The organism is Streptomyces sp. NPDC044063 (genome assembly GCF_056434285.1).
Genome location: NZ_JBWKFM010000002.1, coordinates 275,361 through 287,898 on the forward strand (window position 1 = coordinate 275,361; position 12,538 = coordinate 287,898).

The following is a 12,538-nucleotide window of genomic DNA, read 5'->3' on the forward strand; positions in this document are numbered from 1 at the left end:
CGCGGCGGCGTCGCCCTGGGCGGCGCGGGAGCCGCTGCCGCCGCCCGCTCGGGCGGTGCCGGGGCCTCCGCAGGGGGCGCGGGGCGCGCCTGAGGAGGCGCGGGCGCGGCGGGTGCGGGAGCTGCCGGTGCGGGCGCGCCGGGCGCCGGGGCGGGTGGCGCCGGGGCGGGCGGGTTCGCCGGCGGTGGCGGCGCGGGTGCGGGAGGAGCCGGGGGTGCGGGTGGCGCGGGAGGCGCTGGCGGTGCGGGCGCGGGAGGTGCCGGTGGTGCCGGCGGTGCGGGCGCGCCCGGTGCGCCCGGGGCGGGAGGTGCCGGGGGAGCGGGCGCCGGCGCTCCAGGGGCGGGAGGGGCCGGCGGGGCTCCGGGAGCGGGAGCTCCGGGCGCACCGGGAGCCCCCGGTGCGGGTGCCCCGGGCCCGGGCGGCACGGGAGCCGGTGGTGCGGGCGCGGGCGCGGGTGCCGGCGGGGCCCCCGGCCCGGGAGGTGCCGGCGCGGGCGGCGCCGGGGCCGGGGGAGCGGGTGCCGGGGGAGCGGGGGCGGGCGGCGCCGGCACCGGTGGGGCCGGGGCCGGTGGCGCGGGGGGTGCCGGGGCGGCGTCGGGCGGGCAGAGGATCCGGGCGTGCGCGGTGATCGCGAGGACCCGCGCGTCGGCGGCGACGCACACGGAGAGCGGGTCGAGCCCGACCGTGGCTCTGGCCGAGGCCGCGACGGCGCCGTCCGGCAGCGGTGCCGGCGGTGGCGGGGCGGCGTGCGCCGCGCCCGCCGTCGCCAGCACGGCCGCCAGGGCCGCGAACCCGGTGCCTGCCGCCCTGCGCCATCCCGTCACGACGGGGATACTGCGGCCCCCGCCGCGACCTCACTCACCCATCCGGCCGAATTCCCCCTATGGGGTGAAATTGTGATGCTGTGTTGACGTCCGGGTGTGGTGCGGCGTCACGCCGACGCCTTGGCGTCCTCCGTCCGCGCCCGGTCCAGCACCGCCCCCAGGTCCGTGCCGGCCGGCAGGGTGCCGAACGCCGTACCCCAGTCCCCGCCGAGCCGCGACGCGCAGAACGCGTCCGCGACGGCCGGGCTGCTGTGCCGCACGAGCAGGCTGCCCTGCAGCACGAGCGTGAGGAGCTCGGCCACCCGGCGCGCGGCCAGCTGGGCGTGGAGCGGGTCGGACAGCGTGCCCAGCAGGTCGCGCAGGCGCGCCGTCGCGGCGTCCAGCCGCCGGTCCGCGCCGGCGGCCGGGGCGATCTCGGCGAAGTACGCCTCCAGCGCGTCCGGTTCCCTGGTCAGCGCCCGCAGCACGTCCAGCGCCGCGACGTTGCCGGAGCCCTCCCAGATCGACAGCAGCGGCGCCTCGCGGTAGATCCGGGGCATGCCGGAGTCCTCGACGTAGCCGTTGCCGCCCAGGCACTCCAGGGCCTCGGCGGCGTGCGCGCTGCCGCGCTTGCACACCCAGTACTTGCCGGCGGCCAGGCCGAGCCGGCGCAGCGCCCCCTCCGCGGCGTCCCCGGCCTCCGCGCGGTCCAGGGCGGCCGCGAGGCGCATCGCCAGGGCCGTCGCGGCCTCCGACTCGACGGCCAGATCCGCCAGGACGTTGCGCATCAGCGGCTGGTCGATCAGCTCGGCGCCGAACGCCCGCCGGTGTGCCGTGTGGTGGAGCGCCTGCCGCAGCCCGGCCCGCATGCCCGCCGCCGAGCCGATGACGCAGTCCAGCCGGGTCACGTTGACCATCTCGACGATCGTCCGGACGCCGCGACCGGGCTCGCCGACCGGCCAGGCGACGGCCTGCTCGTACTCGATCTCCGACGAGGCGTTGGAGCGGTTGCCGAGCTTGTCCTTCAGCCGCTGGAGGCGCATCGCGTTGCGGGTCCCGTCGGGCAGCACCCGGGGCATCAGGAAGCAGGTCAGCCCCTCCGCCGTCTGCGCCAGGACCAGGAAGACGTCGCTCATCGGCGCCGACGTGAACCACTTGTGGCCGGTGAGGAGGTACGAGCCGTCGCCCGCCGGGACGGCGGTCGTGGTGTTGGCCCGTACGTCCGAGCCGCCCTGCTTCTCCGTCATCGACATGCCCGCGATCAGGCCCCGCTTCTCCAGCGGGGGCCGCAGCCCGTAGTCGTACGTACGGGAGGCGAGCAGCGGCTCGTAGACGGCCGCCAGCTCCGGCTGGGCGCGCAGCGCGGGGACGGCGGCGTAGGTCATGGAGATCGGGCAGCCGTGACCGGGCTCGGCCTGCGCCCAGACGTAGAACTTCGCCGCCCGTACCAGGTGGCCCCCCGGTCGCGCCTCGGCCCAGGGGGCCGCGTGCTGGCCGCTCTCGACCGCGGCGGCCATCAGCCGGTGCCAGGCGGGGTGGAACTCGACCTCGTCGACGCGGTGGCCGTAGCGGTCGTGGGTGTGCAGCACCGGCGGGTTCGCCTCGGCCATCCGGGACCAGTCCTGGACCTCGGGCGAGCCGGCCCGCGCGCCGAGCGCGCGGACCTCCGCCTCGCCCCAGTCGCCGCCGTCGCGCCGCAGGGCCTCCAGCAGGGCGGGGTCGTCGGCGGTGGAGAAACCGGTCAGGGGCGGGGCCTGGTTGAACACGTCGTGCGTGGCGCTCACGGCGACCTCCGGGCGGGGTGGTCCTCGGCGGGACGGGCGGCATTGCCGGTGTGTGGCATTACAGTTTCATGATGCGTGATGGGAGACTGTAATGGATAGGGTTTCGTCAGCCATGGATGACACCGCCTCCCCCGATTCGGCCGAGCCTGGGCCCGACTCGCCCGAGCCGCTCTCCCTGCGGCCGCTGACCGCGCGCTCTGTCGTGCTCTCCACGCTGCTGGGCCACCACCCGCCCGCCCTCCCGGCCCGCGCCCTCGTCCGCGTCGGTGAGCTGTTCGGCACCGCCGAGGGCACCGTCCGCACCGCCCTGACCCGTATGGTCGCCGCCGGCGACCTGGAGCAGCGCGACGGCGCGTACCGCCTCACCGACCGGCTCCTCGCCCGGCAGGCCCGCCAGGACGACAGCCGCGCCCCGCGCACCCGCCCCTGGGACGGCGCGTGGGAGATCGCCGTCGTCACCCCCGAGCGCCGCACCGCCCCCGACCGCGCCGCGCTGCGCCAGGCCATGACGGCCCTGCGCCTGGCCGAGCTGCGGGAGGGCTGCTGGCTGCGCCCGGCCAACCTGGTCCGCGCCGGCCGCCCGGCGGTCGTCGCCGACCAGTGCGCGATGTTCACCGGGAACCCCGAGGGCGACCCCGCCGAGCTGGCCGCCGCCCTGTGGGACCTGGCCGGCTGGGCCCGCCGGGCCCGCGCGCTGGAGGCCGCCCTGGCGGCCCTGCCGGACGGGCCCGGCGCCCTGGCCGAGCGCTTCACCGTCTCCGCCGCCGTCCTGCGTCACCTCCTGTCGGACCCGGTCCTGCCCGCCGCGCTGCTGCCGGCCGACTGGCCCGGCGACCGGCTGCGCACCCGCTACGACGCCTTCGACCGGGACTTCCGGGCCCTGCTCCTCCGGCACATCGGGATATAGCGACGACAGAGGCGGTAGAGGCGGCAGTGGTGGGAGTGAAATATGAGAAATCAGTGACAGTTCCCCCGGTCCGACCACCTCAGGGCGCATTCGTGTGTTCGAACGACCGATACTGTCCGCATGTCACGCGTGCTTCTGATCGAGGACGACCGGGCCGTACGGGACGGAGTCACCCTCACCCTGCGCCGCCGCGGCCACGAGGTGGAGGCCGCGCCCACGGGCGGCGCCGGGCTCACGGCCCTGGACGCCTTCCGGCCCGACCTGGTCCTGCTCGACCTGATGCTGCCCGACATGAGCGGCTTCGAGGTCTGCCGGAAGATCCGGGCCACCCAGCAGATCCCGATCATCATGCTCACCGCCCGCGGTGACGACATCGATGTCGTCCTCGGCCTGGAGGCCGGCGCCGACGACTACATCGTCAAGCCCGCCCGCGGCGAGGTGCTGGAGGCCCGTATCCGCGCCGTCCTGCGCCGTGCGGCGCCCGTCGACGGCGGCGGTCCCGATCCGGCGCTCGCCCCGGCCGCGGCCGAGACGCACGGCGACCTCACCATCGACCGGGCCGGTCTGCTCGTCTCCAAGCACGGCCAGGACCTCGCCCTCGCCCCCTCCGAGATGAAGCTGCTGCTCTACCTGTCGGCCACCCCCGGCCGGGTCTTCAGCCGCCAGCAGCTCCTCGAACACGTCTGGGAGCACAGCTACCACGGCGACGCCCGCCTGGTCGACGCGTGCGTGATGCGGCTGCGCACCAAGGTGGAGGAGTCCACCCGGTCCCCGAAGTACATCCAGACCGTGCGCGGCTTCGGCTACCGCTTCGGTCCCGTCCAGAGCTAGCGCCCGCCCGTGAGACGACCGGCCGCCCCGCGCCGCCCCACGATCCGCCGCCCGGCCCTGCGCCGGCCCGCCCTGCGCCGGCGTGACCTGCGTACCCTCGCCCGGGGGTTGCGCGCCCGCCTCGTCGTGGCGTTCCTCCTCGTCGCCGCGCTGAGCGCGCTCACCACGGCCGCCCTGACCTTCCGTGAGGCCCGCACCGCGATCCTCAAGCGCACCCAGGACACGGCCGTCCAGCAGCTGCGCGCGCAGGTCAACTCCCAGGCGCCCGAACTCAACTTCCCGCCCACCCCCGCCCAGCTCGCCAAGTTCACCCAGAACCTGGACCGGGCCGGCCAGGCCCAGCACTGGATCGTCCAGGCCCGCGTCGGCGACCAGCCCCTCTACCCCAGCGCCAAGGCCGTCGGCAGGACCGTGCCCGACGGGGTGCGCCAGAAGGTGGACCGGGGCATCGCCGCCTTTCAGCGGGTCGAGGCCGACGGCCGGCCCTGGCTCGCCATCGGCCTGCCCGTCGCGTTCAGCGGCGACGGCGCCCAGATGTCAGGGCTGGAGGTCTACGCCCACGTTCCGCTGCGCGAGGACGAGGCCAATGTCTCCGCGCTGGTCAAGGCCGCCCAGAGCGGAGCCCTGCCGGCCATCGCGCTGGCCGTGGTCCCCGCCCTGATCGCCGCGCGCGGCGTGCTGCGGCCCGTACGCGAACTGCGCCGCGCCACCCAGCAGATCACCGACGGCCGGCTCGACACCCGGCTGAAGGTCACCGGCGGCGACGAGCTCGCCGACCTCTCGCGCACCTTCAACGACATGGCCGCGGCGCTGGAGGAGAACGTGGCCGAGCTGCGCCGCATGGAGGCCAACTCGCGGCGCTTCGCCGCCGACGTCTCCCACGAGCTGCGCACCCCGCTCGCCGCCATGACCGCCGTCGTCGACGTCCTCGACGAGGACGCCGACAGCCTCGACGAGGACACGGCGTACGCGGTCCGGCTCATCAGCCAGGAGACCGGGAAGCTCGCCCGTATGGTCGAGGACCTGATGGAGATCTCCCGCTTCGACGCGGGCGCGGCGGCCCTGCACCTGGACGAGGTCGACGTCGCCGAGACGATCCGCAAGACGCTCCAGGCCCGCGGCTGGCAGGACAAGGTACGGGCCGAGCTGCCGGAGGACGTCCGGGCCCGGCTCGACCCGCGCCGCATCGACGTCGTCGTCGCCAACCTCGTCGGCAACGCGCTGCGGCACGGCGGCGAGCCGGTGAGCCTCGCCGTCCGGGTCCAGCCGCACGGCTCGGGCGAGCGGCTGCTGATCGAGGTCGCGGACCGGGGCGAGGGCATCGACCCCGAGGTGCTGCCGCACGTCTTCGAACGGTTCTTCAAGGCGGACGCCGCCCGGGTCCGCTCCGAGGGCAGCGGCCTGGGCCTCGCCATCACCATGGAGAACGTGCGCCTCCACGACGGCACCGTGCGGGCGGCCAACGCGCCCGGGGGAGGAGCGGTGTTCACCGTGGACCTGCCCCTGCGGCGAGGAGGTGACGAGAAGTGAGGGGACGCCGCGCGGCCCTGGCCGCCCTGCTGCCGGCCCTGCTCGCCGCGCCGCTGGCGGGCTGCGGCGTCGAGCCGACCGACGTCGTCGAGGTGGGCCTGCCCGCCCAGGGCGTCAAGCGCCCGGGCGTCAAGACGCCCCAGGTCCGGCTGTACTTCGGCTACCCCGGCGGCGTCCTGATGAAGCCCCGCGAGGCCGCGGCGGAGGTCACCGCCGAGGAGGCGATCCCTCTGCTGCTGGCGGGCCCCAGCGAGGCCGAGAAGCTGAGCGGCCTCTACACCGAGCTGCCCAGGATCAGCAGCCGCTACGAGGTCGTCTCCGCCCGGGGCAGGGTCACCATCACCCTGCCCCTGGACGTCACGCGGCTGAATCCCATCGCCCGTCTCCAGCTCGTCTGCACGGCCGCCCACAACGGTGTGCCGGGCGGCCTGCGGCCCGAGGAGGTGGCCGTGGACCTCGTCGGCGCCGGCCGGAAACTCGCCGGGCTGCGGTGCGACAAGAAGTACGACGCCCCGGTCGCACCGGCCCCGCCGAGCGCCGCGCCCTGAAAACCGGACAGGCCCTGAAAACCGGACAGGCCCTGGGCCCGCCCGGTCAGTGGGCGGGCTGCTCGGCGCGGACGACCCGGAACGCCTCGGCCAGGCGGCCCGGCGGCAGTCCGCCCGCCCGGGCCTGGCCGGCCAGCCGGTCGCGCAGCCCCTCCGCCGGGTCCGGCTCCCCGTCGCCCGGCGCGAGCCGGTCGCGCAGCGCCTCCAGCGTACGGTCGAAGACGGCCGTGACGTCCACATACTGGTTGGGCCGCTCCTCGCCGGTCGCGGGCCCGGCGGCGAGCCACCGTTCCGGCACGGTCCGGAGGGCCTCCTCCGCGTCGGCCGGGAGCGGCCCGGCGGCGATCACCCGTGCGGGGTGTATCTCCCGGAGGACCGCGTCCAGTTCCCCGGGGGCGACGTGGCGGACGTCGGTGCCGCCGGCCCGCTCGGCGGCCGGGCGCCGCCCGGAGTCCTCGCCGGTGACGACGCAGTAGGTCGCCCGGGTGCCGCGGTCGACCCACTGGGCGATCGTGCCGCCGGCGTACAACGCGATGTCCGTGAGACGGGTGCCGACCACCAGCACGCTCTCCGGCCGGCGGCGGTCCGCGGTGGGAAGCAGAAGATCATCCATGGGTCCAGCCTCGTGCGGGGGCGGGCCGGCGCTCAAGGGCCGCCGGTGGCAGGAATGTGCCACCGACGGCCCTTCACAACGGGCGCCCGATGTGCCGTGCGGTAGGTACCCCGTTCCGCACGGTGATCAGGGCTGGAGGCCGCCGAGGCGTCCTTCGAGGAGGACGAGCAGCTCGGCGAGGGTGGTCGCGAGCTCGTCCTGGCGGTCCTTGCCGAGGCCCGCCAGCAGCGCCTGTTCGTAGCCGAGCTGCTCGGGGATCAGCCGGTCGATCAGCTCCCGGCCGGCGTCCGTGAGCGAGAGGTGCGCCATCCGGCGGTCGCGGTCGTCGGGGCGCCGGGTGACCAGCTCCCGTTCCTCCAGCACCCGCAGCCGCTTGGTGACCGCGGCGCCGGAGGCGAAGGTCTCCCGTGCGATCTGGCCGGGCGTCAGCTCCCGGCCCGTCCGCCGCAGGGTCCCCAGGATGTCGAACTCCGCCCGCGTCAGCCCCTCCCGGACCAGTGGCGCGTCGGCCGCCTGCTGCAACAGCGCCGCACACCGGTTGAGCCTGCCGATCACGGCCATCGGCGCGGTGTCGAGCCCGGGGTGGACCTGCTGCCACTGGCGCAGCACGCGCGCGACGATGTCCTCGGCCACGGTGTCGGATCCTCTCGGGTGCGGGGGTGGTCCGCCTCAGATTCTGCCGTCCGCGGCCGGGGCGGGCTTCCCTGACCCCCGTCCCGGACGGGACGTCGGTCCCCCGCCCGCGGCCGTCGCCAGCACCCGGTAACCCGCGCGCTCCTCCTCGGCCGCCCGCCGCCGCGGCCACTCGCCCTGCCACCACTCGCCGGAGGCGACGTCCACGGCCTCGCGCAGCTCCAGCAGCGCGGCGTCCAGCCGGTCCCGGGCGGCTCCCGTCCCCTGGCCGGTGGGCGGCTCCGCCGCCGTCCGGGCGGCCGCGGCCCGCTCCACGGCCCGGTGGACGCGCGTCCCGGCCCGCCGGTTGGTGACCAGTACGCACACCGTCAGTCCCACAGCGACGCCCACCAGGGTGTCCGTCCAGCGGTCCCGGACGAGCGCCCCCGCCGGATGGGGGCCCGCGAACTCGCCCAGCAGGAGCGCCATCGGGGTGACGCACACGCTGCCGAGCCAGTAGTTGCGGGAGATGAACGCCTCCGCGCCGATCTGGAGGAGGAGGGTCACCACCACCAGCGCGACCTCACCCGTCCGGGCGAGGGGCAGCAGCACGGTGAACAGGAGGAGGCCGAGCAGGTTGCCGAGCGCGCGCTGCACCGCGCGCTGCCACGTCAGTGTGGTGTTCGCCTGGAACACCGCGGCCGCCGTCACCACCGCCCAGGCGGGGTGGGCGCTGCCGAGCGCGAGCGCGGCCCACCCGGCGAGCGCGCCGCCCACGGCCACCCGTACGCCCACGGGTGCCAGGTGAGTGAGCGTACGCCCGAGGGCGCGCGCCCTCGCCGTCGTCCCGCCCGGGTCGGCGCGCCGCAGTCCGCGCGCCCGGGCCAGGAGCTCCACGGCCTCCGCCGGGTCGGCCCCGTCGTGGGCCAGCGCGGCGTCCGCCCGGTCGACCGCCCGCCGCAGCGCGTCCGCCGTCGCGGTGTCGCCGGCGAGGGCCCGGCGGGCCGCGCGCACGGCGGCGGCCGTCGCGTGGCGGGCGCGGGCGGGGTCGGCGGCCCCGCCGTCGAGCAGACCGGCCGCCGCCTCCAGCGCGCGGGCCGCGGCGGCGCGCTCCGGCCCGTACGGCCGTACCGCCGCGGGCGCCATGCAGATCAGCCAGGCCAGCGCCCCGGCCGCCAGGACGAGGCCGACGTGCCCGGGCACCTGCCCGGTCCGCTGCGGCAGGAAGAAGGCGGCGGACGTGACGAACGTCAGCACCACATGGCCGGGCGGCCCGACGCGGGCGGCGTCGCACCCCACCTTGTGCGCGGCCGCGAGGAGCGCGGCGCCGAGCACGAGCAGCGGCGCCGACGGGATCAGCGCGGCGCAGACCAGGGCCACCCCGGTGCCCGCGACCGCCGCCAGGACCACTCCGGCGAGGAGGCGGGCCCGCGCGGCGTACGGCCGGTCGTGGCCGTAGAGGGCGCACAGCGCGCCCGCCGCGGTGTAGGGGACCAGGTCCAGGCGGCCGAGCAGGAGGAGCACGAGGTCGGGCACCGCCATCGCGGCGGCCGCGCTGAAGGCCGCCTTCCGCCAGGTGTCGGCGGCGGGCCGCAGTCGGACGAGGCCGCGCAGGGGCAGCGGAAGGGGCCGGGGCCGGGGCTGGGCGGGCACGGGGAGCGGCGGCTTCGGCGGTGTGGGCATGCTACGACGTTAGCAGGTGTTTTACTCGTGAAGAATCTTGTGAAGGATCTGGTGAAGGATTTCGGCCCGGCACGCCCCCGGCGTGCCCCACGCCGCCCGCAGCGCCCGGGCCTTGCCGATCCACAGCGACAGGTCGTTCTCGGCGGTGTAGCCCATCGCGCCGTGCGTCTGGAGCGCGGTGCGCGCGGCCACGTACGCCGCGTCGCAGGCAGCGATCTTGGCCGCCGCCACGGCGGCCGACGGGTCGTGACCCGGACCCGCCGCCAGGGCCGCCGCGGCCCCGAACAGCAGCGGCCGGGCGAACTCCAGACCGATCAGCGTGTCCGCCAGCCGGTGCTTGACCGCCTGGAACGACCCGATCGGCACCCCGAACTGCCGGCGCTCCCGGGCATGCGCGACCGTCCGCTCCAGCAGCGTCAGCCCCACCCCGTAGGCCTGGGCCGCCGTCGCGTACGCGGCCCAGACCGCGGCCAGCGCCGCCGCCTCCCGCACGGCGGGCCCGGCCGCGAGCCTCTCCCCGGCCTCGCCCGGGCGCATGAGCCGCCGCGCCGGATCCAGCGACGGCTGCACGGGACCGTGCCCGGCGGCGAGCCGCAGCACGGGCCCGTCGAAAGCGTCGTCCGTCACGGCGAACACCAGGTGCGCCGCGTCCGCGTCCAGCGCGTAGGGGCTCGTGTACGGGCCCCCGCCCGCCAGCGCCAGCGTGGCGACCGTGCCGCCCGCGCACAGCCCGGGCAGCCGGTCCCGCGCCGCCGCCGCCGTCCCGCCCGCCGCCGCGAGCCGGCCCAGCAGGACGGCGGTCGCCGCCGTCTCCACCAGCGGCCCCGGCACACAGTGGCGGCCCGCCGCGACGAGGGCCACGCCCAGCTCCACCGGCAGCGGGCCGTCCCCGCCGTACGCCTCCGGCACCGCCAGGGCGAACACCCCTGCCTTCGCCAGCCGCCCCCACAGGGCGAGCCCCGGCCCGTGCTCACCCCGCGCCCAGGCCCGCGCCGCCGCCGCGGTCCCGGCCGAGGCGAGCATCCGGTCCACCGTGCGCCCGAACTCCGCCTGCTCGGCGTCCAGCACCAGCCTCATACCGGCGTCCTTCCGGAAGGTCCCGTCACCCCCGCCGCCCCTTCGGCAGGCCCAGCAGCCGTTCCGCCACGATGTCGCGCTGGATCTCGTTCGTGCCCGCGTACACCGGCCCGGCCAGGGCGAACGTCCAGCCGTCCGCCCAGGCCCCGCCCCACGGCGCCTCGTCCGCCCCGGCCGCCAGCTCGCCGCGCGGGCCCAGCAGGTCCAGGGCCGTCTCATGGAGCGCCAGGTCCAGTTCGGACCAGAAGACCTTGGTGAGGCTCGCCGCCGCGCCGGGCGCGTCCGCGCCGCCGGCCCCCGCGCAGCCGTACAACTGGTAGGCCCGGGCCCGGATCAGCGCGTCCACGACGCGGTCGCGCAGCGCCGTGTCCGCCGGGTCGGCGGTCGTGCGCCACAACGTGACGAGCCGCCGGGCGGCGGCCAGGAAGCGGCCGGGGCCGCGCAGGGTCACCCCCCGCTCGCTCGCCGACGTGCTCATGGCGACCCGCCAGCCCGCGCCCGGTTCGCCGACGACGTCCTCGTCCGGCACGAACACGCCGTCGAGGAACACCTCGGCGAACGCAGGCCGGCCGTCGAGCCGGGCGATGGGCCGTACGGTCACGCCGTCCGCGTCCAGCGGGAACATCACGTACGTCAGCCCCTCGTGCGGCCGCCGCCCGCCGGGGTGGCTGCGGAACAGCCCGAAGGCGCGGTCCGCGAACGCCGCCCGCGACGACCACGTCTTCTGCCCGTCGAGCAGCCAGCCGCCCGCCGTGCGGCGGGCGGTCGAGCGCAGCGCCGCGAGGTCCGAGCCCGCCTCCGGCTCCGACCACGCCTGCGCCCACACAACCTCCCCGCTCGCCATCGGCGGCAGGACACGCTCGCGCTGCGCGGGGGTGCCGTGCTCGAAGAGCGTGGGGGCGAGGAGGCAGACGCCGTTCTGCGAGATCCGGGCGGGCGCGCCCGCCGCCCAGTACTCCTCCTCGAAGACCAGCCGGCGCAGGGGTGAGCAGTCCCGGCCCCCGTAGCGCCGGGGCCAGGAGACCGCCGACCAGCCACCGGCGTGGAGGGTCCGCTCCCAGGCGCGGTGCTCGGCGAAGCCCCGCTCGGTCTCCGGGGAGGCGAGCGGCGCGCGCGGGACGTGGGCCGCCAGCCACTCCCGGGCCTCGGCCCGGAACGCGGCCTCGCCGGGGGCCGGGTCGAGGAGGAGGGCGGCGCAGGGGTCCGGGGCCCGCTTCGGTGTCGGGGCCGGAGCCGGGCCGGGGCCCATCACGCGTCCTTCGGGGCGCGGTTCTTCAGGGCGCGGACGTCCACGCCGCCGAGGGGGTCGGCGGTGGTCTCCGCGTTGTGCGCGTGCGCCAGGTGGTGGAGGCCGAACGCCGCGTCCAGCCCGGCGTGCAGCCCCTGGAGGTCCTCGGCCTGGTTCACGGCCCGCTTCGCCAGGGCCAGCCCCAGGCGCGGCATGCGGGCCATCCGGGCGGCCAGCGCGGCCGTCCGCTCCTCCAGTTCGCCGCGCGGCACCACCCGGGAGACCATCCCGATCTCGTACGCGCGCCGGGCGCTCATCCGGTCGCCGGTGAAGAGGAACTCCTTGGCCACGCGCGGCGGCATGACCCAGGGGTGGGCGAAGTACTCGACGCCGGGGATGCCCATGCGGACCACCGGGTCGGCGAAGAAGGCGTCCTCGGACGCCACGATCACGTCGCACACCCACGCCAGCATCAACCCGCCCGCCACACAGGCCCCCTGGACCCGGGCGACGAGCGGCTTGGGCAGCTCGCGCCAGCGCCGGCACATGCCCAGGTACACCTCGGACTCGCGGGCGAACCGCGACGCCGCGCCCTCCTTGTCCGTGTGGTCCCACCACAGCCCCGCGCGGCGCGGGAAGGAGAGGTGGGCGTCGCGCTCCGGGGTGCCGATGTCGTGACCGCCCGAGAAGTGGTCGCCGGCGCCCGCGAGGACGACCACCCTGACGTCGTCGTCGGCCGCGGCCGCGCGGAAGGCGTCGTCCAGGGCGTACGTCATCCGGGAGTTCTGGGCGTTCGCGTACGCGGGCCGGTTCATCGTGACGGTCGCGACGGGGCCGAGCCGCTCGTAGCGCACCACCGGGTCAACAGGGTCAGTGGTCATCAACCATCCTTCCCTAACAAGTGTTTGGTAGGTTAACGTAC

12 protein-coding genes are annotated in these 12,538 nt (G+C 76.7%); 5 read left to right on the forward strand and 7 right to left on the reverse strand.

Translation table 11 applies throughout. The annotated features are described in order from the left end of the window. Positions 1-55 precede the first annotated feature (55 nt). Complete coding sequence (locus AC07BS_RS04830) at positions 56-628, forward strand: hypothetical protein (RefSeq protein WP_478930231.1); 573 nt, start codon at positions 56-58, stop codon at positions 626-628. Between the two features lie 303 nt (positions 629-931). On the opposite strand, the gene AC07BS_RS04835 is transcribed toward AC07BS_RS04830, so the two are convergent. Continuing rightward, positions 932-2,587, reverse strand: a complete 1,656-nt coding sequence (locus tag AC07BS_RS04835) for an acyl-CoA dehydrogenase family protein (protein ID WP_478930233.1) — start codon at positions 2,585-2,587, stop codon at positions 932-934. A gap of 112 nt (positions 2,588-2,699) precedes the next feature. Between AC07BS_RS04835 and AC07BS_RS04840 the strand changes: the two genes are divergently transcribed. The 4 genes from AC07BS_RS04840 (at position 2,700) to AC07BS_RS04855 (ending at position 6,403) form a co-directional block, all read left to right on the forward strand. Then, a complete protein-coding gene (locus AC07BS_RS04840; RefSeq protein ID WP_478930235.1) occupies positions 2,700-3,494 on the forward strand; it encodes a PaaX family transcriptional regulator C-terminal domain-containing protein in 795 nt (264 codons plus the stop codon). A 120-nt stretch (positions 3,495-3,614) separates the two neighbouring features. Continuing rightward, positions 3,615-4,325 carry a response regulator gene (locus AC07BS_RS04845; RefSeq protein WP_478639815.1) on the forward strand — a complete coding sequence of 237 codons (711 nt, stop codon included), beginning with the start codon at positions 3,615-3,617 and terminating at the stop codon, positions 4,323-4,325. A 9-nt stretch (positions 4,326-4,334) separates the two neighbouring features. Beyond that, positions 4,335-5,855 carry an ATP-binding protein gene (locus AC07BS_RS04850; RefSeq protein WP_478639814.1) on the forward strand — a complete coding sequence of 507 codons (1,521 nt, stop codon included), beginning with the start codon at positions 4,335-4,337 and terminating at the stop codon, positions 5,853-5,855. Then, the gene (locus tag AC07BS_RS04855; RefSeq protein ID WP_478639813.1) at positions 5,852-6,403 is read left to right on the forward strand and encodes a hypothetical protein; all 552 of its coding nucleotides are present in this window, start codon (positions 5,852-5,854) and stop codon (positions 6,401-6,403) included. Before AC07BS_RS04850 ends, AC07BS_RS04855 begins: the two co-directional genes overlap by 4 nt. 46 nt (positions 6,404-6,449) lie before the next feature. Here AC07BS_RS04855 and AC07BS_RS04860 read toward each other — a convergent pair whose 3' ends face one another. From AC07BS_RS04860 to AC07BS_RS04885, 6 genes are all read right to left on the reverse strand, one after another. Further along, on the reverse strand, positions 6,450-7,016 hold the full coding sequence (locus AC07BS_RS04860) for a PIG-L deacetylase family protein (protein ID WP_478639811.1): 567 nt from the start codon (positions 7,014-7,016) through the stop codon (positions 6,450-6,452). A 126-nt stretch (positions 7,017-7,142) separates the two neighbouring features. After that, complete coding sequence (locus tag AC07BS_RS04865; RefSeq protein WP_478639810.1) at positions 7,143-7,649, reverse strand: MarR family winged helix-turn-helix transcriptional regulator; 507 nt, start codon at positions 7,647-7,649, stop codon at positions 7,143-7,145. Positions 7,650-7,685: 36 nt separating this feature from the next. Further along, complete coding sequence (locus AC07BS_RS04870; protein ID WP_478639808.1) at positions 7,686-9,311, reverse strand: FUSC family protein; 1,626 nt, start codon at positions 9,309-9,311, stop codon at positions 7,686-7,688. A 21-nt stretch (positions 9,312-9,332) separates the two neighbouring features. Next, complete coding sequence (locus AC07BS_RS04875; protein ID WP_478930238.1) at positions 9,333-10,388, reverse strand: acyl-CoA dehydrogenase family protein; 1,056 nt, start codon at positions 10,386-10,388, stop codon at positions 9,333-9,335. Between the two features lie 25 nt (positions 10,389-10,413). Next, the gene (locus AC07BS_RS04880) at positions 10,414-11,637 is read right to left on the reverse strand and encodes an acyl-CoA dehydrogenase family protein (protein ID WP_478639803.1); all 1,224 of its coding nucleotides are present in this window, start codon (positions 11,635-11,637) and stop codon (positions 10,414-10,416) included. Beyond that, positions 11,637-12,497 carry an enoyl-CoA hydratase gene (locus AC07BS_RS04885; protein ID WP_478639801.1) on the reverse strand — a complete coding sequence of 287 codons (861 nt, stop codon included), beginning with the start codon at positions 12,495-12,497 and terminating at the stop codon, positions 11,637-11,639. The genes AC07BS_RS04880 and AC07BS_RS04885 overlap by 1 nt, the downstream gene beginning before the upstream one ends. Positions 12,498-12,538: the final 41 nt, after the last annotated feature.

Bases quoted from the DNA above. Each gene is read 5' to 3' on its own strand.
- AC07BS_RS04845 (WP_478639815.1), top strand. From the start codon at position 3,615: ATGTCACGCGTGCTTCTGATCGAGGACGACCGGGCCGTACGGGACGGA.
- AC07BS_RS04840 (WP_478930235.1), top strand. From the start codon at position 2,700: ATGGATGACACCGCCTCCCCCGATTCGGCCGAGCCTGGGCCCGACTCG.
- AC07BS_RS04875 (WP_478930238.1), bottom strand. From the start codon at position 10,388: ATGAGGCTGGTGCTGGACGCCGAGCAGGCGGAGTTCGGGCGCACGGTG.
- AC07BS_RS04860 (WP_478639811.1), bottom strand. From the start codon at position 7,016: ATGGATGATCTTCTGCTTCCCACCGCGGACCGCCGCCGGCCGGAGAGC.
- AC07BS_RS04880 (WP_478639803.1), bottom strand. From the start codon at position 11,637: ATGGGCCCCGGCCCGGCTCCGGCCCCGACACCGAAGCGGGCCCCGGAC.
- AC07BS_RS04885 (WP_478639801.1), bottom strand. From the start codon at position 12,497: ATGACCACTGACCCTGTTGACCCGGTGGTGCGCTACGAGCGGCTCGGC.
- AC07BS_RS04870 (WP_478639808.1), bottom strand. From the start codon at position 9,311: ATGCCCACACCGCCGAAGCCGCCGCTCCCCGTGCCCGCCCAGCCCCGG.